At 40.4% G+C, this 24,274-nt stretch carries 24 protein-coding genes; all 24 read right to left on the reverse strand.

Annotation, left to right across the window (positions count from 1 at the left end; all coding sequences use genetic code 11):
• Positions 1-48: 48 nt before the first annotated feature.
• Positions 49-1,452: an ATP-dependent protease ATPase subunit HslU gene (gene hslU, locus BFU02S_RS00225; RefSeq protein WP_066364996.1), complete on the reverse strand. Its 1,404-nt coding sequence runs from the start codon at positions 1,450-1,452 to the stop codon at positions 49-51.
• A 17-nt stretch (positions 1,453-1,469) separates the two neighbouring features.
• Positions 1,470-2,012: an ATP-dependent protease subunit HslV gene (hslV, locus tag BFU02S_RS00230; RefSeq protein ID WP_066364999.1), complete on the reverse strand. Its 543-nt coding sequence runs from the start codon at positions 2,010-2,012 to the stop codon at positions 1,470-1,472.
• Positions 2,013-2,368: 356 nt separating this feature from the next.
• Positions 2,369-3,676, reverse strand: a complete 1,308-nt coding sequence (gene trmFO, locus BFU02S_RS00235; RefSeq protein ID WP_066365002.1) for an FADH(2)-oxidizing methylenetetrahydrofolate--tRNA-(uracil(54)-C(5))-methyltransferase TrmFO — start codon at positions 3,674-3,676, stop codon at positions 2,369-2,371.
• A 194-nt stretch (positions 3,677-3,870) separates the two neighbouring features.
• Positions 3,871-5,952 (reverse strand): type I DNA topoisomerase, encoded by a 2,082-nt coding sequence (gene topA / locus BFU02S_RS00240; RefSeq protein ID WP_066365003.1) that lies wholly within the window; start codon positions 5,950-5,952, stop codon positions 3,871-3,873.
• Between the two features lie 304 nt (positions 5,953-6,256).
• Positions 6,257-7,150, reverse strand: a complete 894-nt coding sequence (dprA, locus tag BFU02S_RS00245) for a DNA-processing protein DprA (protein WP_066365005.1) — start codon at positions 7,148-7,150, stop codon at positions 6,257-6,259.
• Positions 7,151-7,248: 98 nt separating this feature from the next.
• Positions 7,249-8,151 (reverse strand): succinate--CoA ligase subunit alpha, encoded by a 903-nt coding sequence (gene sucD, locus BFU02S_RS00250; protein ID WP_066365012.1) that lies wholly within the window; start codon positions 8,149-8,151, stop codon positions 7,249-7,251.
• Between the two features lie 22 nt (positions 8,152-8,173).
• Positions 8,174-9,334 (reverse strand): ADP-forming succinate--CoA ligase subunit beta, encoded by a 1,161-nt coding sequence (gene sucC / locus BFU02S_RS00255; protein WP_066365014.1) that lies wholly within the window; start codon positions 9,332-9,334, stop codon positions 8,174-8,176.
• 234 nt (positions 9,335-9,568) lie between these two features.
• On the reverse strand, positions 9,569-10,333 hold the full coding sequence (gene rnhB, locus BFU02S_RS00260; protein ID WP_066365015.1) for a ribonuclease HII: 765 nt from the start codon (positions 10,331-10,333) through the stop codon (positions 9,569-9,571).
• 51 nt (positions 10,334-10,384) lie between these two features.
• Positions 10,385-11,257 carry a ribosome biogenesis GTPase YlqF gene (gene ylqF / locus BFU02S_RS00265; RefSeq protein WP_066365016.1) on the reverse strand — a complete coding sequence of 291 codons (873 nt, stop codon included), beginning with the start codon at positions 11,255-11,257 and terminating at the stop codon, positions 10,385-10,387.
• Between the two features lie 36 nt (positions 11,258-11,293).
• Positions 11,294-11,854: a signal peptidase I gene (gene lepB, locus BFU02S_RS00270; RefSeq protein ID WP_066365017.1), complete on the reverse strand. Its 561-nt coding sequence runs from the start codon at positions 11,852-11,854 to the stop codon at positions 11,294-11,296.
• Positions 11,855-12,031: 177 nt separating this feature from the next.
• Entirely contained in the window at positions 12,032-12,376 is a 345-nt protein-coding gene (rplS, locus tag BFU02S_RS00275) for a 50S ribosomal protein L19 (protein ID WP_066365018.1), read from the reverse strand.
• A gap of 138 nt (positions 12,377-12,514) precedes the next feature.
• Complete coding sequence (trmD, locus tag BFU02S_RS00280) at positions 12,515-13,258, reverse strand: tRNA (guanosine(37)-N1)-methyltransferase TrmD (RefSeq protein ID WP_066365024.1); 744 nt, start codon at positions 13,256-13,258, stop codon at positions 12,515-12,517.
• A complete protein-coding gene (rimM, locus tag BFU02S_RS00285; protein WP_066365026.1) occupies positions 13,255-13,773 on the reverse strand; it encodes a ribosome maturation factor RimM in 519 nt (172 codons plus the stop codon). The genes trmD and rimM overlap by 4 nt, the downstream gene beginning before the upstream one ends.
• Before the next feature lie 7 nt (positions 13,774-13,780).
• Entirely contained in the window at positions 13,781-14,170 is a 390-nt protein-coding gene (locus BFU02S_RS00290; protein WP_066365027.1) for a YlqD family protein, read from the reverse strand.
• A 73-nt stretch (positions 14,171-14,243) separates the two neighbouring features.
• Positions 14,244-14,474, reverse strand: coding sequence for a KH domain-containing protein (locus BFU02S_RS00295; protein WP_066365029.1), 231 nt, complete (start codon positions 14,472-14,474; stop codon positions 14,244-14,246).
• Positions 14,475-14,489: 15 nt separating this feature from the next.
• Positions 14,490-14,762 carry a 30S ribosomal protein S16 gene (rpsP, locus tag BFU02S_RS00300; RefSeq protein WP_066365031.1) on the reverse strand — a complete coding sequence of 91 codons (273 nt, stop codon included), beginning with the start codon at positions 14,760-14,762 and terminating at the stop codon, positions 14,490-14,492.
• A 131-nt stretch (positions 14,763-14,893) separates the two neighbouring features.
• Entirely contained in the window at positions 14,894-16,246 is a 1,353-nt protein-coding gene (ffh, locus tag BFU02S_RS00305) for a signal recognition particle protein (protein ID WP_066365034.1), read from the reverse strand.
• A 12-nt stretch (positions 16,247-16,258) separates the two neighbouring features.
• Positions 16,259-16,591 carry a putative DNA-binding protein gene (locus tag BFU02S_RS00310; RefSeq protein WP_066365158.1) on the reverse strand — a complete coding sequence of 111 codons (333 nt, stop codon included), beginning with the start codon at positions 16,589-16,591 and terminating at the stop codon, positions 16,259-16,261.
• Between the two features lie 86 nt (positions 16,592-16,677).
• Positions 16,678-17,667, reverse strand: a complete 990-nt coding sequence (gene ftsY / locus BFU02S_RS00315; protein ID WP_066365037.1) for a signal recognition particle-docking protein FtsY — start codon at positions 17,665-17,667, stop codon at positions 16,678-16,680.
• 17 nt (positions 17,668-17,684) lie between these two features.
• Positions 17,685-21,251, reverse strand: a complete 3,567-nt coding sequence (gene smc / locus BFU02S_RS00320; protein WP_066365040.1) for a chromosome segregation protein SMC — start codon at positions 21,249-21,251, stop codon at positions 17,685-17,687.
• Between the two features lie 54 nt (positions 21,252-21,305).
• Positions 21,306-22,043 carry a ribonuclease III gene (gene rnc / locus BFU02S_RS00325; protein ID WP_066365042.1) on the reverse strand — a complete coding sequence of 246 codons (738 nt, stop codon included), beginning with the start codon at positions 22,041-22,043 and terminating at the stop codon, positions 21,306-21,308.
• Between the two features lie 158 nt (positions 22,044-22,201).
• On the reverse strand, positions 22,202-22,435 hold the full coding sequence (gene acpP, locus BFU02S_RS00330; RefSeq protein WP_066365045.1) for an acyl carrier protein: 234 nt from the start codon (positions 22,433-22,435) through the stop codon (positions 22,202-22,204).
• Between the two features lie 144 nt (positions 22,436-22,579).
• Positions 22,580-23,323 (reverse strand): 3-oxoacyl-[acyl-carrier-protein] reductase, encoded by a 744-nt coding sequence (gene fabG / locus BFU02S_RS00335; protein WP_066365048.1) that lies wholly within the window; start codon positions 23,321-23,323, stop codon positions 22,580-22,582.
• Entirely contained in the window at positions 23,320-24,267 is a 948-nt protein-coding gene (gene fabD, locus BFU02S_RS00340; RefSeq protein ID WP_066365059.1) for an ACP S-malonyltransferase, read from the reverse strand. The genes fabG and fabD overlap by 4 nt, the downstream gene beginning before the upstream one ends.
• Between the last annotated feature and the right edge of the window lie 7 nt (positions 24,268-24,274).

Genomic DNA, 24,274 nt, shown 5'->3' on the forward strand with positions numbered 1-24,274 from the left:
TTATGAAAATTAGATAAGTGAAACGGGGAAAAATCACCGATTCTTTTTTTATAAAATATATTGACTTAAGTCTTTATTTTTCGAAATGGCACCAAGTTTTTCATCCACATATTGTGGAGTAATAGTCACTTTTCCCATAGAAATATCTGGCGCTTCAAACGAAAGATCTTCTAATAGCTTTTCCAATATCGTATGCAACCGTCTTGCTCCAATATTATCTGTATTTTGATTCACCTCGAACGCTATTTCTGCAATTCTACGAATAGCATCGTCAGAAAATTCAATTTCTATACCTTCTGTTTCTAATAATGCTTGATATTGTTTTATTAAAGCATTATTAGGTTCAATTAAGATTTTTAGAAAATCGTCAACAGTCAGTTTAGATAACTCAACACGAATTGGGAAGCGCCCTTGAAGTTCCGGAATTAAATCTGATGGTTTTGCCATATGAAATGCACCGGCAGCAATAAATAGTATATGATCGGTTTTGATCGGGCCATATTTGGTTACAACGGTCGATCCTTCCACAACAGGCAAAATATCCCTTTGGACCCCTTCCCTTGATACATCAGCAGATGAACCACCGGAATTACGGCTTGCAATCTTATCGATTTCATCAATAAAAATAATCCCGGTTTGCTCAGCACGAAAAATTGCTTCAGATGTCACTTCATCCATATCAATCAATTTTGATGCTTCTTCATTTGTTAATACTTTTCTTGCTTCACGGACCGTTAATTTTCTTTTTTTCCGCTTTTTCGGGATCAAGCTATTAAGAGCATCCTGCATGTTCATTCCCATTTGCTCTATGCCGGAACCTTGAAGCAAATCAAACATGGACGGAGTTTGTTCCTCAACTTCTACCGTTACAATTTCATCTTCTAATTGGCCAAGAGCCAGCTTTTCTTTGACAATCTTGCGCTTTTCCTGAACAGAACAGTCTTCTTGGTGCGTCTCTTGTTCTGAAGAGGCGGTTCCGCCGCCAAATAACATTTCTAATGGATTTTTATAATTTGTATTTTTTTTGGCTGATGGAACTAACAGCTCAACAATCCTGCTGTTGGCATTCTCTTCTGCCCGTTCCTTTACACTTTGCATCCGCTCTTCTTTTACTAAACGCACCGCTGTTTCAGCAAGATCGCGAACCATTGATTCAACATCGCGGCCGACATAGCCTACTTCTGTAAACTTTGTCGCTTCGACTTTTACAAAAGGCGCACCAACAAGTTTGGCAATTCTTCTGGCAATTTCTGTTTTCCCTACTCCGGTTGGACCGATCATCAAAATATTTTTAGGGATAATTTCGTCCCTCATTTTTTCATTTAACAGGCCTCTGCGGTAGCGATTCCTGAGAGCAACTGCAACAGCTTTCTTAGCATCCTTTTGGCCGATAATATACTGGTCAAGTTTCTCCACAATTTGCCGGGGAGTTAAATTGGTTGTTTTGCCCATTTCTATTCTCCTTCCCGTTATAGCTCTTCCACAATAATATTGTGGTTCGTGTAGACACAAATTTCTGCAGCCATTTCCAAAGAAGCTTTCGCAATTTCATTTGCAGTTAGGTGGTCTCCCGCGTATCGCTTTAAGGAGCGGCCAGCCGCCAAAGCATAATTTCCACCTGAACCAATTGCAAGAATTCCATCATCCGGTTCGATTACTTCACCGGTACCCGAAACAAGCAATAAATTTTCTTTATCCATTACAATTAGCATGGCCTCCAGCTTACGTAAAACTTTATCGCTGCGCCATTCTTTTGCAAGTTCAACAGCAGCTCTTTGCAGATTTCCGTTGAATTCTTCAAGCTTTCCCTCGAACAATTCAAAAAGTGTAAATGCATCTGCAACAGATCCAGCAAAACCAGCTAATACTTTCCCATTAAAGATCTTTCTTACTTTTCTTGCCGTGTGCTTCATGACAACCGCATTGCCAAATGTTACTTGGCCGTCACCCGCCATTGCGCATTCACCTTTATGTTGAACAGCAAATATTGTTGTTGCATGAAATTGATTCAATTGGCTCTCCTCCTTTTGGAGTATTCTCATGATTAAAGGCCTGGATTACTGTATGTAACGAGGAAGTTTCCGTTACTAAAACCATTTCTAATTACTCTTCAAATATCCGATATACAATTCCTTCATTCTGACTTCTCTATATATGTCGTGAGCAACGAAAATATGCCGGATGTATAAAGATGTTTAAAAAAGAAATGTCTTATTTTCGAAATGAACAAGACTCCAGCTTTATATTGTGCATAAAATGGGCGGCTTTTGTAAATACCCTTTTATTTAAATTTAAGAAAATATTTAAATTGATTTCATCTGCAAGGGCTACTAAATCGTATCACACTTCTTATACCCTTGCAACATATTCACAAAACCTTCACAAAGTTCTGAATTGTTTGCAATGCCCGCTCAGCATATTGTAAATTTCTTTCCTGTTTTCCTTTAATTCTTGTAGGCAGCTCAGGAAACAGCCCAAAATTCGCATTCATGGGCTGGAAATGGTCTGGGCTTGTTGTCGTAATATACCGAGCCATACTTCCTATTGCTGTTTCTTGAGGAAATTCAACAGGCTGCTGTCCTCGAACAAGACGGGCAGCATTAATTCCGGCAATCAGGCCGCTTGCAGCGGATTCTACATAGCCTTCTACGCCAGTCATCTGACCAGCAAAAAATAAATCTTCACGTCCTCGGAATTGATAGGTAGCTTTAAGAACCTTCGGCGAATTAATAAACGTATTGCGATGCATCACACCATACCGCACAATTTCAGCATTTTCAAGTCCTGGAATCATTCGAAAAACTTCCTTTTGAGCACCCCACTTTAAATGTGTCTGGAATCCCACCATATTAAAAAGTTTTCCTGCCGCATCATCCTGACGAAGCTGAACAACAGCAAAGGGACGTTTTCCCGTTCTTGGATCCTCTAAACCTACAGGTTTTAATGGACCGAATAGCATCGTTTTTTTACCTCTTGCCGCCATAACTTCAATCGGCATACAACCTTCAAAAAATATTTCTTTTTCAAATTCTTTCAATGGAGCTGTTTCTGCCGAGATAAGTGCATCGTAAAAACGATTAAACTCCTCCTCAGTCATAGGGCAGTTTAAGTAGGCTGCCTCTCCCTTATCATAGCGGGATTTTAAATATACTTTTTCCATGTTAATGCTGTCTTTTTCAATAATTGGGGCTGCAGCATCATAAAAATAAAGATATTCCTCGCCTGTTAAATTTTTTAATTTTGCTGAAAGCTCCGGACTAGTCAACGGGCCGGTCGCAATAACAGTAGGACCTTCGGGAATTTCCGTTACCTCTTCGTGTATCACTGTTACATTTTCATGATTCTTCACCATTTTGGTTACTTTGGCGGCAAACTCATGGCGATCAACCGCAAGCGCCCCACCAGCAGGTACTGAACAGGCATCCGCAGCAGCAATAATAACAGAATCCAGTTTTCTCATTTCTTCCTTTAATACACCAACTGCATTTGTTAAAGTATTTGCCCGAAGAGAATTACTGCAAACAAGCTCAGCAAATTTATCTGTATGGTGGGCTGGTGTTTGTTTGACAGGACGCATCTCATAAAGTTTCACCTTCACACCGCGCCTAGCGATCTGCCAAGCAGCTTCACTTCCTGCAAGACCAGCCCCCACCACATTTATTGTCATCATATCCATATTCGGCCTCCTGACGCTTCCTTATAAAATCTATCACAACAAGAATATAATTTGAAAAGACAGTTGAATTTAGCTTTCCCTCGCTAAAAGTCCATCTTGCATTGTACTACATGAAGCAAAAAGAAAAAAGTTTTTAGTCTTTTTTGAAGTTACAAGCTAAAAACATAAATGAAAGAGTGGAGAAATCCCCACTCTTAGCTTTGCGGTTCTTCTTTGTAGTCACAATTGGTACATTGTACCTGAACTCCTTTTTTCAATTTTTTCTCTACGAGGAGTCCTTCACATTTAGGACAGCTTCTTGGAAGCGGTTTATCCCAAGAAATAAAGTCACATTCAGGGAAACGGCTACACCCGTAAAATAAGCGTTTTTTCTTGCTCTTTCTCTCAACAATGGTTCCTTCTTTACATTTCGGACAGGTGACGCCAATTTCTTTAACAATTGGTTTTGTATTGCGGCAATCTGGAAAATTACTGCAAGCCATAAACTTTCCATATCGGCCCATTTTAAATACCATTGGGCTGCCGCAAAGGTCACAGTCCTCCCCAGCAGGTTCATCTTTTATCTCAATTGATTGCATTTCTTCTTCTGCTTTTTTTAAGTGAGTTTCAAACTCTTTATAAAATTCGTCAATAACTTGAACCCAAGGAATCTTTCCTTCTTCAATATTATCCAAGTCCTGTTCCATTTTTGCGGTAAATTCCACATCAAGAATATCTGGAAAAAATTCAAGGATCAGGTCATTGATAATTTCACCAAGTTCAGTAGGAACGAAACGTTTATTATCAAGCGCAACATAACCGCGGTTTTGGATAGTATCCAAAGTCGGTGCATATGTGGACGGTCGGCCGATTCCAAGTTCTTCTAATGTTCTGACGAGTCTTGCCTCTGTATACCTTGGAGGCGGCTGGGTAAAATGCTGTTTCGGTTCAATATCCTTCTTAAATACCTCATCGCCAACCTTTAACTCTGGAAGCAATTTATCTTTCTTCTCTTCTGTCTGGTCATCGGAACCTTCTACATAAATTTTCATAAATCCCGGAAATTTAATCTTCGAACCTGTGGCACGAAACAGAACATTGCCATTTTGTAAATCAACACTCATGGTATCCATTACTGCCTGCGCCATTTGGCTTGCTAAAAAACGGTCCCAAATTAATTTATATAGTCTAAATTGGTCTCTTGAAAGAAATTCCTTCATACTTTCAGGAGTTCGAAATGTACTTGTCGGACGGATTGCTTCATGGGCATCTTGGGTATTTGTCTGTTTCTTCTCTTTACGAGTCTCTTCCTTTAAATAATTTTCGCCGAATTCCTGTCTGATATAATCTGCCGCTTCCTTTTGTGCGATCTCCGATATACGAGTTGAATCCGTTCTCATATATGTAATAAGACCGACCGTCCCCTCTTTGCCAAGTTCAATACCTTCATAAAGCTGCTGAGCCAGCATCATCGTCTTCTTGGCACGGAAATTTAATTTTCTTGCAGCTTCCTGCTGCAGAGAAGACGTAATAAACGGTGGTGCCGGGTTTCGTTTTCTCTCTCTTTTCGTGACCGCAGTTACCGTAAATTTATTTCCATCCAATCCTTGCAAAACATTATTGACATCTTGTTCGGATTTCAACTCAGTTTTATCCTTGCCCTCTAAAGTATAAAAATCTGCGCTGAATTGGTCTTTTCCCTTTAGGAACTCTCCTTCAATTGTCCAATATTCTTCCGGGATAAAAGCTTTGATCTCTTTTTCCCGGTCAATAATCAGCTTGACCGCTACGGACTGAACACGCCCTGCGCTAAGGCCCTTTTTTACTTTTTTCCATAGAAGTGGACTGATATTATATCCGACAAGACGGTCCAAAATCCTTCGTGCCTGCTGGGCGTCAACCAAATCCATATTGATGGGACGAGGATGCTTAAAAGATTCCTTAATTGCATCCTTGGTGATTTCATTAAATACAACTCGGCAGTCTGAATGGATATCGATTTCCAAACTGTGAGCCAAATGCCAGGCAATAGCTTCTCCCTCACGGTCAGGGTCGGCTGCGAGATATACTTGTTTTGCTTTTTTGGCTGCTGTTTTTAATTCTTTCAATACAGGTCCCTTGCCCCGGATGGTAATATACTTTGGTTCAAAATTATGTTCAACATCAACCCCCATTTGACTACGCGGCAAATCACGGACATGGCCCATTGATGCTTTTACTTTATATTTTTTTCCCAGATATCGTTCGATCGTTTTCGCTTTTGCTGGCGATTCTACGATTACAAGAAAATCTGCCATTAATCAATATCCTCCTTAGAGGGAAAGTGTAGTCTCAAGAATCCGGCAAAAGCCATTCATAGATGCTTGCCATTCGAAAAAATTTTCTTACATCCCGCTTCATAAGAATCGGATAAAATACTTCTGCAAAACCGCACATCCCAAATTTATATGTTCATTGCCGTTTAAAATTACTCAAGTTAATTCTTTTTTAAACATCTGTTGGAAAATGTATAACAGATTAGAAATAATTTCAACCTTTTTATGCTATTTTTTCTTCATTTATACCAAAAAAACCTTCAAATTTGAAAATTTTAATGGTTTTTTATGTTTTTAAATAAATCTTATCCATAATCTCTTCTAAAATATCCTCGGCACTAATTACTAATTTTGCACCCTGTTGAATTAATTCATTTGCTCCAATAGAATACGGATTAAAGATGCTTCCCGGCAGCGAAAAAACTTCTCTTCCTTCATGTACAGCATAATTTGCCGTAATGAGGGAGCCGCTTTTTCTTTTTGCTTCTACGATCAAAGTTCCACGGCTCATACCGCTGATAATTCGATTCCGAGCTGGAAAATGCCATTTTAGGGGTTTAGTATCAGGAGGGTATTCTGAAAGAATCAGCCCGCTTTTCATCATTTCTAATGCTAGCTTCAAATTTTCTTTCGGATAAATATGATACAATCCTCCGGCAATTACTGCAATGGTTTTGCCACCATTTTTCATCGCATATTCATGAGCGAGGGCATCAATTCCTTTTGCCAGACCGCTGACAATAAGAACACCGCTTTTAATTAACTCGGGAAACAACATCCGAATTGCATTTTTTCCATATTGAGTGGCTTGCCGCGAACCAACTACAGCCAGTTTCGGTTCCACCTCAAGCAGGGATACATCCCCTTTCGCAAATAGCACCCATGGCGGCTGATAAATTTCCTTTAAGTACTGGGGATATACTTTATCAAAGATCGTAATGACAGCAATACCATTCTTATCATATTCTTGGATTTTCTTGCGAATTTTTTCGGGATTAAATGCTTTTCCAGAAGTGTTTTGGGCGAAGGATTGGAAAAACTCTTGTTGGGGATTACTAAGGGAGCTAAACGAGTAAAAATATTCGAGCATTGGGTCTCTTTTTAAGATTTGAAAAATTGTATTCCATGAATAATTTGGCTCATGCAACAGAGCAATTAACTTTTCTCTAAATGCATCCATTCAATGTAAAACCTCCCGGTAATAAATTATAATGATAATGAAATAGCCCCTCATTTTATCGAGGGACTATCTGCTACCATCTTGAAGATTATGTTAAATTAATGGGTTTTGCATTTTTCGTATAGACCTTTTTCTTTAAGCACTTCGATTAATGTTTCACCCATAACAGACGGTGTATCTGCAACTTTAATTCCGCATTCGTTCATCACGCGGATTTTTTCATCAGCTGTACCTTTACCACCGGAGATAATCGCTCCTGCATGGCCCATACGTTTCCCTGGAGGTGCAGTACGTCCGCCGATAAAGCCGACGACAGGCTTGGTCATGTTTTCTTTTACCCATCTTGCTGCTTCTTCTTCAGCTGTTCCTCCGATTTCACCGATCATAATGACAGCATATGTTTCAGGATCTTCATTAAATGCTTTTAATACATCGATAAAGTTTGTTCCGTTAACAGGGTCGCCACCAATCCCAACAGCCGTTGTCTGACCAATACCAGCTTGGGTTAATTGATGAACAGCCTCATATGTTAATGTACCAGAGCGGGAAACAACACCAACATGGCCTTTTGTATGAATGTAGCCAGGCATAATACCGATTTTACATTCATCTGCTGTAATAACTCCAGGGCAGTTAGGGCCGACAAGACGAGTCTTCTTGCCTTCCATGTAACGTTTAACCTTCACCATATCTAGAACCGGAATATGTTCAGTTATGCAGATCACAAGATCTAATTCTGCATCTACAGCTTCAATAATGGAATCCGCAGCAAACGGTGCCGGTACATAGATAACCGATGCTGTTGCACCAGTTGCTTCAACAGCCTCTTTCACTGTATTAAAAACAGGAACACCCTCTACTTCTTGACCGCCTTTACCAGGAGAAGTCCCTCCGACAATTTTTGTACCATATTCAAGCATTTGCTTTGTATGGAAACGGGCAGTTCCGCCTGTAATCCCTTGCACAATAACTTTTGTATCCTTATTAATAAATACGCTCACAATAATTCCCCTTTCTTCGATCCTATTTCACCAATGAAACGATTTTTTGGGCGCCGTCTGCCATAGATTCAGCAGCAGTAATGTTCAGACCTGACTCAGAAAGAATTTTCTTTCCTAAGTCAACATTTGTGCCTTCTAAGCGGACTACTAACGGAATGGAAAGTCCAACTTGTTTAGCTGCTTCTACTACACCCTCAGCAATAACATCACACTTCATGATTCCGCCAAAGATATTGACAAAGATACCTTTTACGTTTGGATCAGAAAGGATAATTTTAAATGCTTCTGTTACTTTTTCAGCTGTCGCACCGCCGCCGACATCAAGGAAGTTTGCCGGTTCTCCGCCGTAGTATTTAACGATATCCATCGTAGCCATTGCCAAGCCGGCACCGTTTACCATACAGCCGATATTACCATCTAAAGCAATATAACTTAAATCATATTTAGATGCTTCGATTTCCTTTGGATCTTCCTCTTCAAGGTCACGATATTCTAATACATCTTTTTGACGATATAGTGCATTGGAGTCAAAGTTTAATTTTGCATCCAAAGCCATTACTTTACCGTCTCCGGTAACAACTAACGGGTTAATTTCAGCAATTGAGCAATCCTTATCAACGAACGCATTGTAAAGGCCAGTCATAAATTTAACTGCTTGATTGACTAGTTCTTTCGGGATATTGATATTAAAGGCAAGTCTGCGAGCTTGGTATGGCATTAACCCGAGTACAGGGTCGATCTCTTCTTTGAAAATTTTCTCAGGTGTTTTCGCTGCAACTTCTTCGATTTCAGTACCGCCTTCTTCAGAACCCATTAGCACAACGCGAGAAGTAGAACGGTCCAAAACTAAACCGACATAATATTCTTTCTTAATATCACAGCCTTCTTCGATCAAGAGGCGTTTTACTTCTTTACCTTCAGGACCTGTCTGGTGTGTAACCAACGTTTTCCCAAGGATTTCGCTTGCATATGTACGAACCTCATCAAGGTTTTTAGCAACCTTAACACCGCCGGCTTTTCCTCTACCGCCTGCATGAATTTGTGCTTTGACCACACATACTTGTGTGCCTAATTCTTTTGCAGCTTCAACAGCCTCTTCAACTGTGAAGGCTACTTTTCCATTTGGCACTGTTACCCCATATTTTCTGAGGATTTCTTTCCCCTGGTACTCATGGATATTCATGTTCCATCCTCCTAAATCATACTGTTTGCAAATTTGACTCCGTTTACATTGTATATAATGTCGCAAACCTTGTCCACCAATTAGTAATTAATTATATTATTTTTCAGTTTGGTAAAATAAAACAGCGGTAAAAATGATACTATGCTATCGTAAGCAGCTGAAAATTACTTTATAGAAAAAATAGTTAAGCAGGCAAATAATGCCTGCTTAACTATTTTTTTGAAAGAGGTTTGGCTACAGTAATTCTTTAACCGGAGAAAAAGTTTTTCTGTGAAAAGGGGTAACGCCATATTTCTCAAGAGCACGCAGATGGTCCTTCGTGCCATATCCCATATTTTTTTGGAATCCATATTCAGGATACTCTTGAGCAATTTCTTTCATGAATCGATCTCTGGCAACTTTGGCCACGATTGAGGCAGCTGCAATGGAAACACTTTTGGCGTCACCTTTTATAATCGATTCCGATCGAAAGGGGATTTCCAATTCAACTGCATCAATTAGTACGGCTTCCGGTTTTGGATCTAGTGAAGCAATAGCAGTTTTCATTGCTTTTTTTGTCGCCTGATAAATATTGATTTTATCAATTTCATCTGCATCGATAACTGCAATACTGACTGCCAATGCATCTCTTCTGATCACTTCATCATATTCTTCACGTTTTTTTTCTGTAAGTTTTTTCGAATCGTCAATTCCTGCCAAGAAAAATGTTTCTGGCAGAATAACAGCAGCGGCGACAACAGGACCGGCAAGTGGACCTCTTCCTACTTCATCTACTCCTGCGATCAACTTGAACCCCTGATACCGCAAATTTTGTTCATATTTTGTCATCGCCAGAAATTTATCCTTTAAAAGCTTTTCTTGTTCCTTTTGTTTTTTCCACTTGACAAGCAATGCCTGCACACCTTTTCGCTTATCTTGTTCCAACTCGTGAATAAGGGAGCCGGCTTCTTCCTCCCTTGCAAGCAGCTCGGCAATTTGGGATATCGCTAATTGTTTCATACTCCTCCACCCACATTATAAAAGCTCCCTTAAAAGGGGAGCCTTATTTTCTTATCGATTCATTTCCTTCGTTTGTAGGTCTATTGGCCTTTCAAAGGAAAGCCGTCCAAATTTTTGTGAACGTATTTCTCTTATCACCAATTCTGCTACTTTATCGTAGTCAACCATCGCACCGCCAGTTAAACAGCCCCTTAATGTCCCGATATGGTCGAATAAAGCTACTAAATCATCCGGTATTTCAGAAAACTTGTATCTTTCCTTTAAACGCTCGGGATACTCCCGTTCCAAAAATTTCAATGCATAAACGGCTAAATCTTGTAAATTCAAAAGCGTGTCTTTAATCGCTCCAGTAATGGCCAGTTTCATTCCAACTTCCTGATCTTCAAATTTCGGCCACAATATCCCCGGAGTATCAAGTAACTCCATTTCCTTGCCAACTTTAATCCATTGTTGTGATCTGGTTACACCCGGAGTATTTCCAGTTTTAGCGATGTTTCTTTTCACCAAGCGGTTGATCAGCGTTGATTTACCCGAATTAGGAATTCCAACAATCATTGCCCGAATCGCTCTCGGTTTTACTCCTTTAGCTTTTAACCGGTCAAATTTTTCCTGCAAAATTTCCTTTGACACTTGCACAATTTCCTTTAGCCCTTCCCCAGCTTGAGCATTTACAGCCAACGATCTGAATCCTTGTCCAGCAAAAAAGGAAATCCATTCCTTCGTCACCTCTTGATCAGCCATATCAGCCTTATTTAATAAAACAAGCCTCGGCTTGTGATGGATAATTTCATCAATCATCGGATTTCTTGATGAATACGGAATTCTGGCATCGATCAATTCAAAAATAATATCCACTAATTTTAATTTTTCCGTGACTTCTCTGCGGGCCTTGGCCATATGGCCGGGAAACCATTGAATCGTCAAAGTGCCACCTCCTTTAAAAGCGTAAGCTTTAAAAAACTATTCTGCCGTTACAATATGTGCATCTTTTGGCGGCCAATAAACAATACTTGCCTTACCAATGACTTTGCTCATTGGAATAGCACCAATATGACGGCTATCTTTGCTGAAACGGCGGTTATCCCCCATGACAAATAATTCACCCCGCGGTACTGTATCTCGGCCAATTTTCTCCTTTAATGTAAACGGCTCAGTCAAAGGACCGTCTGTCACTTGTTTTTTATACTCATCCAAATAGGGCTCTTTATATGCTTTTCCATTTATATACAAAGTATCTTTTTTATACTCTAGTCTGTCTCCTGGAAGTCCAATAACTCGCTTTATGTAATCTTTGCCTTCAGGGGCATGAAAGACGATGATGTCAAAACGATGCGGTTCGCCGATTTTATAAGCAAGCTTATTCACAATCATTCTGTCTTGATTCTTTAATGTCGGCATCATTGAAAGACCGTCAACTACAATCGGTGCAAATAGAAACCAGCGGATTAAGCCTGCCAGGATCACAGCAATCACTAGAGCTTTCGTCCATTCCCAAAGTTCATTTTTCTTTTTTTTCGCCATCCATAGTCCCACCAATCTTTGCATAAAAATATCCTATAGGGTTATTGTACATAACTTGAGGTCATTTAACACAATGGGAAAGTCGTTTTAATAAAACTTTAATAAAAAAAGCATTTAAGAGACTATATTCAGATGTATAAAAAAAGAGCTTGCATCGCAAGCTCTTTTTTGTGCAAATTAACGAATTTCTTTAATACGAGCTTTTTTACCACGAAGGTTACGCAAGTAGTAAAGTTTCGCACGACGGACTTTACCGCGGCGTACTACTTCAAGCTTCGCAATTTTTGGTGTATGCAGCGGGAACGTACGCTCAACGCCTACCCCATAGGAAACTTTACGAACAGTGAAAGTTTCACTGATTCCACCACCACGACGCTTAATCACAACACCTTCGAACAACTGAATACGCTCGCGGGATCCTTCGATAACTTTCACATGTACACGTACAGTGTCACCAGGGCGAAACTGAGGAAGGTCAGAACGTAGTTGTTCCTTTGTGATTTCTTCAATTAGTTTATGCATCGTTTTCAACTCCTTCCAACAGATGCTCATGCAAAGACTCTCTAACATGCAGCGGAACATCGTTTTAAGACCAAATCTGACAACGGTCAGCTTAAGTCACAAGAAGTATAATAACATAATTGCTCGGCAATCGCAATACTACTCCAATTCTTTTTTTATTTCTCTCAACCATTTTTCTTGTTGTTCTGTCAGTTCTATTTTATCTAATAGATCAGGTCTTCTTGACAGTGTCCGTCTCAATGCTTCTTTATTGCGCCATTCTTCGATCAGCTTATGATTGCCTGACAGCAGTACCTCTGGCACCTTCATTCCTCGAAAATCTGCCGGTCTTGTATAATGCGGATGCTCTAAAAGTCCGGTGCTGAAAGAATCTTTCATATGTGATTCCTGATTTCCCAATACTTCCGGAAGCAGCCGGACAACACTGTCAATAACCACCATCGCTCCCAGCTCACCTCCAGTCAGTACATAATCGCCAATTGAAATTTCATCAGTGACAACATATTGGCGGATTCGTTCATCATACCCCTCATAATGGCCGCAAATAAAAATGAGATGCTCCTCTTTGGCCAGTTCCTCCGCGATACATTGCTCATAGCGCCTTCCCTGAGGGCAAAGAAGAATTACCCTTGGATTTGTTTTTCCCGCGTTTTCTTTCAAAGCGGAAACTGCATCAAAAATCGGCTGTGGAGTTAATACCATGCCGGCTCCGCCTCCATATGGGTAATCATCTACTGAGGCATGTTTGTTATCAGCATATTCGCGAAAATTGATAACATTGTATTGAACTACCTTTTTTTCAACTGCTTTATGTAAAATGGAGTGACCCAACACCCCGGTAAACATCTCTGGAAACAATGTAAGGATATCAATTAGCATCATGACAGCAGCCCTTCCATCGGTTCAATGACAACTACTTTTTCTTGCACATCCACTTTTTTGACCACGTCGTGAATATAAGGAATCAATTGTTCTTTTCCGTTTTTATCTTTTACTACCCATACATCATTCGCTCCAGGAGTCAGGATTTCGATGATTTTGCCAATTTCCTCCCCGTCTGTGGTCACCACCATGCAGCCGATGATTTCATGAAAATAATATTCATCTTCGGCAAGCTCGCTTAATTGTGATTCCGGTATTTTCAAAATACCATCACGAAATTTCTCAACCTCGTTAATGTTTTCATAGCCTTCAAACAGAAGCAAATCAAAATTTTTATGTTTACGGTGCTTCTTAACCACTAACTCAATGGGAGTTGCGGATTTTGGCATAAATAAAAACAAATGATTTCCTGTTTTATAGCGTTCCTCTGCAAAATCTGTCTTTGAGATAACCCGGACTTCACCATGTATGCCATGGGTGTTGACAATCTTTCCGACATTAAACCATTTTTCCATCTTTTGTTCACCTTCTTATTTCCTCAATGATGCCATCTTTGATTATAATAACAGGCTGCCCGCTTATAGCATCCCAATGATCTCCAACTTTTATATCTACTAGAGCTTGCATTTCAGTTTCTTTTAACTCACTTCCAATCGGAAGAATATGTAATTGTTCGATTTGAAAATCAATCAGCTTTACTTTTTCACGGCGCAAGCTAATTTCTTTTTCAAATTGTACTTTCAAGGAACCTGGTGAAAAGGTTTTGGTGTTTTCCAATCGCTTCATTTCAAAATGAAGTTGGTCGCACTCTTTCTGCAGTTGAAGTTTTCGCGCATGATAGGTTTCAAAGAGTTTTGCCTTGCTTTTCTCTGTTAAAACCTGCTTCACCACAACAGTTTGAATAATCTGCATATTATTTCCCCCTATAGGCTTTTTATACAAAAAAGGGAGGATTATTGTTCCTCCCTTTCTCTGATGCAAAAAGCTATTCACCAATTTCAAGAAAAATTTTCTTATGTTGTGATGATCCTGCTGCATAAACAACAGTTCTAATGGCCTTTGCAACACGCCCTTGCTTGCCAATTACTTTTCCCATATCGGTCTTGTGAACGTAAAGACGATAAACGACTTTTGCGTCTTCTTCAAATGTTTCAACACGAACTTCATCGGGAACATCGACAAGCGGTTTTACAATCGTTTCGATTAATTCCTTCATGGGCCTGCCAAAAAATTATTTGCTTAATTTTGCATTATGAAATTTTTCCATGATGCCTTGTTTAGAGAACAAGTTACGTACTGTATCAGATGGCTTTGCACCATTTTGCAGCCATTTTAGCGCTAATTCTTCGTTAATTTCTACTAATGCTGGATTAGCGACTGGATTGTAAGTACCAACTGTTTCGATGAAACGTCCGTCACGTGGAGAACGAGAATCTGCTACTACAATACGATAGAAAGGGGATTTTTTAGCTCCCATACGTTTTAAACGAATTTTTACTGCCATTTTAATAAAGCACCTCCGATTAGTTTCACACAAGATAGTATAATATCAAGTCTTTTATAATTTGTAAAGTGTTTTTTCTTTACACACAGTATTTCCAATATTTCACGCTAATAAAACTAATAATCCAATAATCAAAACGGATTAAATGGAAATTTAAACCCGCCTTTTTTCTTGATCTTTTGTTGCATGCCCGTCATTTGCTTCATCATTCTTTTCATATCCTCAAACTGCTTCAGCAGGCGGTTTACTTCCGGGACAGTACGGCCGCTACCCTTGGCTATCCTGCGTTTACGGCTTGAATTCAGAATTTCGGGATGAAGCTTTTCTTCTTTTGTCATAGATCTAATGATCGCCTCTACATGGGCAATCTGTTTCTCTTCAATTTGTATATTGTTTATTCCTTTAATTTTGTTTGCCCCAGGAAGCATCTTAAGCAGTTCATCAAGTGGACCCAGTTTGCGGACCTGGCCAAGCTGCTCCAGGAAATCATCAAGAGTAAATGTGGCCGTGCGCATCTTCTGCTCTAATTCTTTAGCTTTTTCTTCATCAACAGATGCCTGCGCTTTTTCAATAAGGGTCAGCACATCACCCATCCCTAAAATCCTGGAGGCCATCCGTTCAGGGTGAAACGGCTCCAAAGCATCCATTTTTTCTCCGAGACCGACAAATTTAATCGGAGTTTGCGTTACAGCGCGGATGGAGAGAGCTGCCCCGCCTCTTGTGTCGCCGTCAAGCTTCGTTAACACAACTCCGGTTAACCCGAGAGTGTCATTAAAGCTTTGCGCAACATTAACGGCATCCTGGCCTGTCATGGCATCGACAACAAGAAAAATTTCATCAGGTTTGACCAGTTCTTTTATATCTTTCAGCTCGTTCATCAATGCTTCATCTACATGAAGGCGGCCGGCTGTATCAATTAACACATAATCATGATGTTCTTCTTTTGCCTTGGCAATTGCCTGTTTCGCTATTTCCACCGGACTGACTTGATCACCAAGAGAAAACACCGGCATATTGAGTTGTTTCCCCAGCGTCTCCAACTGCTTAATGGCAGCGGGACGATAGATATCAGCAGCCACTAACAGAGGTTTTCGATTATATTTCTTGCGAAGCAAGTTCGCCAATTTCCCGGTTGTTGTGGTTTTCCCTGCCCCTTGCAGACCGACCATCATAATAACGGTAGGAGGCCTGCTTGCGACAGCAATCTTGCTTTGCTCTCCGCCCATTAAAGCTGTTAATTCTTCATTAACGATTTTGATAATTTGCTGCCCAGGGGTCAGGCTCTTTAAAACTTCCTGTCCGACAGCCCGTTCACTTACTTTTTTGACAAAATCTTTGACAACTTTAAAGTTTACGTCCGCTTCTAATAATGCAAGGCGAACTTCCCGCATCATTTCTTTTACATCTGCTTCAGAAACTTTCCCCTTGCCGCGGATTTTCTGAATGGTACTCTGCAGTCGGTCGGCTAATCCTTCAAACGCCATTTGTGCCGCCTCCTAATCTAAGTTTTCAATCTTGGCAATAGTGTCTAACATTACCTGTTTTGATGGATGCACTTCTTCAAGCAAGTCTTTGAGTTGGTTTAAAAGGTTCGTACGCTCTTGGAATTTTTCAAATAAACGCAGCTTTTCCTCATACTCCTCGAGCATTGCTTCGGTACGCTTTATATTATCATACACAGCCTGTCTGCTGATCTCATATTCTTCGGCAATTTCCCCAAGTGAGTAATCATCCAAATAATAGAGAGACATATAGCTTTGCTGCTTTGGTGTTAACAACGAATTATAAAAATCATAGAGAAAATTCATTCGTGTTGTCTTTTCAAGCAACATAGGTCTCCTCCCTGTTGTAAAGTGAAAAGCCTTTACAATGAAGTTTACACAGCTTGCCATTCCCTGTCAAGAAAAGCTCATCATCATTCTTCAGCTTTTTCTACTTGCTCTGCAAATAACCCGTAGACATACTTTTCTGCATCAAATTCCTGCAAGTCATCCATTTTTTCTCCCAGCCCAACAAATTTAACAGGAATTTCTAATTCATTTCGTATCGCCAGGACGATACCTCCTTTGGCGGTTCCGTCCAACTTTGATAAAACGATACCGCTGACATTTGTCGCTTCTTTAAAGGTTTTCGCCTGAATCAGGGCATTCTGGCCTGTTGTCGCATCAAGAACAAGCAGCACCTCATGCGGTGCCCCGGGAATTTCCCGCTCAATGACCCGTTTTACCTTCTCCAATTCCTTCATCAAGTTTACTTTATTTTGCAGTCTTCCCGCTGTGTCACAAAGCAATATATCTGCTTTACGGGATTTAGCCGCTTGAATGGCATCGTACATCACTGCTGCCGGGTCAGAACCCTCACCATGTTTAATCGTTTCAACGCCGACCCGTTCTCCCCAAACCTCAAGCTGTTCGATCGCACCGGCCCGGAACGTATCTCCTGCAGCCAGCAGCACTTTCTTACCTTCCGTTTTAAATCTATAAGCAAGCTTGCCAATTGTAGTCGTTTTACCGACACCATTTACGCCGACAAATAAAATGACTGTTAATCCATCCGGCTGAATATTTAGCGCAGAAGATTGTTCGCCTGCAGAATTATAGATATTTACCAACTTCTCAGAAATGACACTTTGCATTTCCTCTGGATCTTGAATGTTCCGCCGCTTTACTTCCATCTTCAATTCATCAATTAATTCCATTACTGTTTCAAAGCCGACATCTGCCTGAATCAGGATCTCCTCTAATTCTTCAAAAAAATCTTCATCGACTTTGCGGTATCTTGCAATTAAGTCATTCACTTTGCCGGAAAAGCTGTCCCTTGTTTTCGTCAAACCTTCCTTAAACTTTTCGGTAACGGAATCTGTCGATTTTGTAATCTTCTCTTTTAATTTCTTAAAAAAACTCATCGTTTCACTTCCTTTAATTATGATTCTACCAGTTCCTTTGTGTCCTCCAGCCGGACAGATACGAGTTTGGAAACTCCTGATTCCTGCATTGTTACACCGTAAAGAACATCTGCTCCCTCCATCGTTCCTTTCCGGTGTGTGATCACAATAAACTGGGTTTCGGAGCTGTAGCGTTTTAAATATTGGCTGAAGCGGTGGACATTTGCTTCATCAAGTGCCGCTTCTACCTCATCCAGAATACAGAACGGAACAGGGCGTACCTTTAAAATGGCAAATAATAGAGCAATTGCTGTTAAGGCACGTTCTCCTCCCGATAGCAGCCCGAGATTTTGCAGTTTTTTCCCTGGAGGCTGGGCGACAATTTCGATACCAGTATTTAAAAGGTCATCAGGAGCCGTTAAAATCAGATCCGCTCTCCCGCCGCCAAATAGCTCACGGAACACTGGTTCAAAAAATGTGCGAATCCCTTGAAAAGTCTGTTCAAAGCGCCGCTTCATTTCCTCATCCATCTCTTCAATTACTTGAAAAAGGGTATCCTTTGCTTCCTGTAGATCTGATTTTTGCTCGGTTAAAAACTCATACCGTTCTGAAACCCGTTCATACTCTTCAATTGCGCCAATATTGACATTACCGAGTTCCTCAATAGCAAGTTTGATTAACTTGACCTTTTTGCGGGCTTCTTCGGGCGATACAGTTAATGGATACTGCTCTTTTGCCCCTTCAAAAGATAATAAATACTCTTCTCTCAAATGGGCCAGCCGGTTTTCTAGCTCTACATCCAGACGGTTAAGCTTCACTTCTTCGTCCTTTAAGACAACTGTTAAACCTTTATGAAGCCGTTTCAGTTCTTTTGCTTCTAGCTCTAGGTCCTCTAGAGCATTATTAAGTAAAAGGCGTTCCTGACGTCTTTCGGTAATTAATTGGATCGTCGCCTCTTTATCCTCTTGTTTTCGTTTGGCTTCTTCTTCTAAGTTCAGCTCTCCAGTCTGACTATTGGTCATTTCAGCAGATAAAAGCTCGAGATCTTCTTTAATTATCTCAAGTTTTTGTTCACTTTCGTGTAAATCCTGCTGTGTTAGAGTAAATCGTTCTTTCAAATGCAAGAGCTGTTCATTTTTCGAAGCGAAATCAACTTTTAGTTCGTTGATTTCATTAATCAGTGTTTCCTTCGAAGTTAAATCCTTAGTTTTCTGTTCCGTTAAGATTGTAATTTGACGTTCAAGCTCGGCAATTTTTAGTATGCTGGCTTCCATTGCTCTAGATATTTCTGCTTTTCGATTGATAAACGTTTTTCGCTCACTGGAAAGTTGTTCTTTTTCCAAATCGTAAATGGCAAGCCGATCATTTATATTTTTTTCTTCAAGCTCGGCTTCACGAAGATCACCCTTAATGGTTTGTTCTGAGAGCCTTAACTGCTCCCCCTCTTTGCGCAGGTCTTCAAGCTCTTTTTCCGCCATTTGAACTTTTTCTTTCAGCGTTTTAACTGCCCGCTCTAATTCAGCAGTTTTCTCCTCCATGATCAAAAGCTTGCTTTTTAAATCTTCGAGCTCCGTTTTTCTTGATAACAATGAGGATGATTTTTGCTTAACGGCTCCCCCGGTCATGGAGCCTCCGGGATTTACAATATCACCATCAAGCGTTACGACACGAACACGGTATTGCAACATTTTAGCTAGTTCATTCGCGCCTTTTAAGTCTTTGGCGATGATGACATTGCCAAGAAGATTGTTCATGATTTCAAGATATTTTTCGTCAAAAAGAACGAGGCTGACCGCACTTCCAACGAAGGCAGGGTGCCCTGCAACCACCGAGATTTGAGAGCTAGCGAGCGAACGTCCTTTCATAATGCTTAAAGGAAGAAATGTGGCCCGTCCAAATCCATGCTGTTTCAAATATTGAATGGCTGCCCGGCCGTTTTCCTCTGTATCGACTACAATATGCTGCAGGGCTCCGCCTAAGGCTGTTTCAATAGCTGTTTCATATTGTTTTGGCACCTTTACCAGCTCGGCAACAGCCCCTTCAATTCCCTTTAGCTTTGTCTTTCGCGCCTTTAAAACTTCCTTGACACCTTGAAAGAAACCGGAGTAATCTTCTTCCATTTCCTCAAGCATTTCTTTTTTGGACTTGACCTGCTGCAGAAGATGATAGGCTTCATATAATGTTTTTTCCTGTTTTTGATAATGATTTTTTACGTTCTCAGCTTTGCGCTGCTGCTGGCGGAACATAACCACCTGATCAGCCAGCCTATTTTGGATTGCTTCTAACGCTGCCTGAATTTCCGCTTTTTTATTTAATACTTTTCTTCTTTCTTGAAGAAATTTTTCATTTTCCTCATTAAGGCGCAAATTTTTCCGGTCTTGCTGCTTTAACTGTTCCTCAATATGTTTTAAGTCATTTTTTGCTCGGGCCTGTTCATTTAAGAGTTCAATATACTCCCCTTTTAAGCTTTCAATTTTTTCATCCATATTTTCAGAAAAGAATTGAAGCTTTTCGTTTTTTTCCTTTAGTTTTGTTTTTAATGCTTTTACTTCCTTCTCGGTCCGGCTGATTGCCTCCTCCTGTGAATCTCGATTTTTTTTAAGAAGAGCGATGCGCTCGGTTAACTCGATAATGGATTGCTGTAACTGTTCTTTATTTTGCGCAGCATTTTTCTTCCGTTCTTTTAGAACTTCCTTCCGTCCCTCAAGCTTTTCCAGTTCTTCACTGGCACGAAGCAAAACATTTTGCAAATCAGTAATCGATTCATCTAAAGCGGCTGTTTGGTCCCTCGTTTCAACGATTTTTGCCTCTTTCAATTGCAGTTCAGCTAAGAGGCTAAGTTCCTTCTGCTGATATTCTTCTAACTGTTTGGAAAGCGCCTCCCATTTTTGATTCAGTTCTTCAATTTCAAATACGGTTAAAGCGACTTCAAATTTTTCAAGTTCTTCCTTTTGGTCTAAATAATCCTTTGCAATTGAAGCTTGAATTTTCAACGGTTCTACTTGGCTTTCCAATTCATGCAAGATATCGTTGACACGATTTAGATTATCCTGGGTTTCAGCCAATTTCATTTCAGCCTTTTTCTTGCGTGTTTTGTATTTTAGAACACCGGCCGCTTCCTCAAAGATCATCCGTCGGTCCTCTGCTTTACTATTTAGAATTTCCTCCACTTTTCCTTGGCTGATAATTGAAAAAGCTTCTCTTCCCAAGCCGGAATCCATAAATAAGTCAATTATATCCTTGAGCCTGCATGGTTGTTTATTAATGAAAAAATCACTATCACCCGAGCGGGAGACTCTTCTTGTCACACTTACTTCATTGTAATCAATTGCCAGACCCTGATCCTGATTATCTAATGTCAACGTCACTTCAGCAATATTTAGCGGTTTTCGGGAATCACTGCCGGCAAAGATAATGTCTTCCATTTTACTGCCGCGAAGAGATTTTGCTGATTGTTCCCCCAATACCCAGCGAATCGCATCGGTAATGTTGCTTTTACCGCTTCCATTGGGACCGACTACTGCTGTAATTCCGGGGACAAAATCTACACTAATGCGATCTGCAAAAGATTTAAAGCCAATTATGTCCAACCGTTTTAAAAACATGCTATTATCCTCCCTAAATGCCCGGGATTTCTCCTCTTTAACATTTTGTCAATTCTAAGTTGTTTTTCCTTGCAACACTTCTAAGGCCATTTGTGCAGCATGCTGCTCCGCTTCCTTTTTCGATTTTCCTGTACCAATCCCCAGCTCTTTCCCATTTAGTGTAACCTTGGAAACAAACTCTTTGTTATGGGCTGGGCCTTTTTCCTGGAGAACACGGTATTCAATCACACCTGTTCCATCCCGTTGGATCAGTTCCTGCAATTGACTTTTAAAATCCATCACATGAGAAAAAGCACCGGCATTGATTTTCGGAAATACGATCGTTTGAAGGAAGGTGATGACGGTCTCCAAACCTTGATCCAAATAAAGAGCCCCTATAAAAGCTTCAAATACATCGGCAAGCAGTGCAGGCCGTTCCCGCCCGCCCGTCATTTCTTCCCCCTTGCCCAATAAAATTAATTTGCCAAATTCAAGTTCATTGGCAAATGATACAAGTGAAGGTTCACAGACAATAGCAGCCCGCAGTTTTGTCATCTCTCCTTCCGACATCGTCGGATACTTTTTAAAGAGAAATTGCGATACTGTCAATTCCAAGACAGCATCCCCTAAAAATTCAAGGCGTTCATTATCTTCAAATATTCTCTTCCGATGCTCATTCACATAGGATGAATGAGTAAATGCTTGTTTTAATAATTTTACATTTGCAAAACTGATTCCAATAGCTTTTTGAAAATCTTTAAATTGATTTTCTATTTTATGAAGTTCCTTTTCCCGATCATTTTTTCGTATCATCTTTCTCCACCTTGTGTAAAATATACCCCTTTTTACTGTTAGTTTAAGTAAATATTTATCAAAACGCAAAGAAACTTGGCAGTATGGAAATCCGCCAAGTTCTATTTTACAGAATAAAGCCCCGTTTGAAAACGGAGCTTTGAATGAATCTAACGAGATTACTTGTGGCTATTTATGTAGTTCACAGCATCACCAACTGTGCTAATCTTTTCAGCATCTTCGTCAGAAATTTCCATGTCGAACTCATCTTCTAATTCCATTACTAGTTCCACTACGTCAAGGGAATCAGCACCAAGATCATCTTTAAATGAAGCGTCAAGCGTAACTTGAGATTCATCTACTCCCAAACGGTCAACGATGATTTTTGTAACGCGTTCTAATACCTCTGCCATGCTACTTCACCTCCCCTCAAGCTATTATAGAGTATTTTCATAAATAATACACCATATATTTATAAAAATTGTCCAGCGCCTATGAGCTCGATGGTCTACAGCCAATCCGGCAAGACTCACGCCCCTGAGAATGCGCTTTTCAATCTACATAACCATTCCGCCGTCAATATGCAGTGTTTGCCCAGTCATATAAGCTGCATCGTCTGATGCAAGGAACGAAACGGCTTTAGCAATATCTTTTGGTTCGCCAAAGCGGGAGAGCGGAATCTGCTTTAGCATTTCAGCTTTAACTTCTTCTGGCAGTTTGTCCGTCATATCGGTTGTGATGAACCCTGGAGCAATTGCATTTACCGTAATATTGCGACTTGCGAGTTCTTTTGCTGCCGTTTTCGTTAACCCAATGACTCCAGCTTTAGCTGCTACATAATTCGCTTGGCCAGGGTTTCCGTTGACCCCGACAATGGAGGCGATATTGATAATCCGTCCTTGGCGTTGTTTCATCATTTGCCGAGTTACAGCTTTTGTGCAAAGGAAGACGCCTTTCAGATTAATGTTTATAACATCATCCCATTCTTCCTCTTTCATTCTCATTAATAAATTATCTTTCGTAATCCCGGCATTATTAACAAGAATATCAAGTTTGCCAAAAGTGTCAATTACAGCCTTTACCATATCAGCCACTTCAGAGGAATTTGAAACATCACATTTTACTGCGAACGCTTCCCTGCCAAGTGCTTTAATTTCATCTACGACTTCATTTGCTTTTGCTTCACTACCCGAGAAATTTACTGCTACATTTGCTCCCTGTCTTGCCAAATCAAGAGCAATTTCCCGGCCGATTCCCCGCGATGCCCCGGTTACAAGAGCTGCTTTTCCTTCTAAATTCATAGATTTTCCTCCTTTAGTGCTTCAATGACGGCTTGGGCGCTTTCTTCATCTGAAACAGAATAGGTTTTAACAGATTTATCAATCTTTTTAATCAGTCCTGAAAGAACTTTTCCCGGACCAATTTCAATAAAGGTGTTGACACCCAGGGCAATCATTTTTTCCACAGAATCCTCCCAAAGAACCGGAGAATAAAGCTGCTCGACTAATTTATCCTTGATTTCGTTAGCGGAAACCATCGGTTCAGCCGCCACGTTGACAACAACTGGAATGGCAGCATCTTTCATCGATGTCTGATCTAAAACTTCACGCAATTGGTCAGCAGCCGGTTTCATTAATGGAGAATGGAATGGACCGCTGACTTCAAGCGGTAAAACCCGCTTTGCTCCTGCCTCTTTTGCCTTGGATCCTGCGAGCTCAACACCCTTGCGAGTACCGGAAATAACAATCTGACCGGGGCAATTTAAATTTGCAAGAGATACAGGAAAACCAGATTCTGTTATTTCATTTGTGACATCAGCCAATTTGCCTCGATCAAGCCCTAAAACAGCTGCCATCGTACCTTCGCCATTTGGAACAGCATTTTCCATGAACTCGCCGCGTTTTCTTACTGCATATACTCCTTCTTCAAACGTAAGGGCACCAGCAGCAACAAGTGCAGTATATTCTCCAAGGCTGTGACCCGCTGTATAGTCCGCCTTAATTCCTGATTGTTTAAAAAACTCTAAGATCGCAATACTGGTTGTTAACAGTGCCGGCTGTGTATTAATTGTCAGTGTTAATTCTTCTTTTGGTCCTTCAAAAATCAGCTTGCTCAAAGAAACATTTAATGTTTCATCAGCCTTTTTAAAATAGGCCATTACCTCTGGGTGCTTTTGTGCGAGGTCTTTGGCCATCCCTACTGTTTGCGAGCCTTGGCCAGGAAAAACAAAAGCAATTTTACTCATTCTCGAC

The sequence above is a fragment of the Neobacillus fumarioli NBRC 102428 genome, assembly GCF_001591485.1.
GTDB classification, from domain to species: Bacteria; Bacillota; Bacilli; order Bacillales; family Cytobacillaceae; genus Neobacillus; species Neobacillus fumarioli.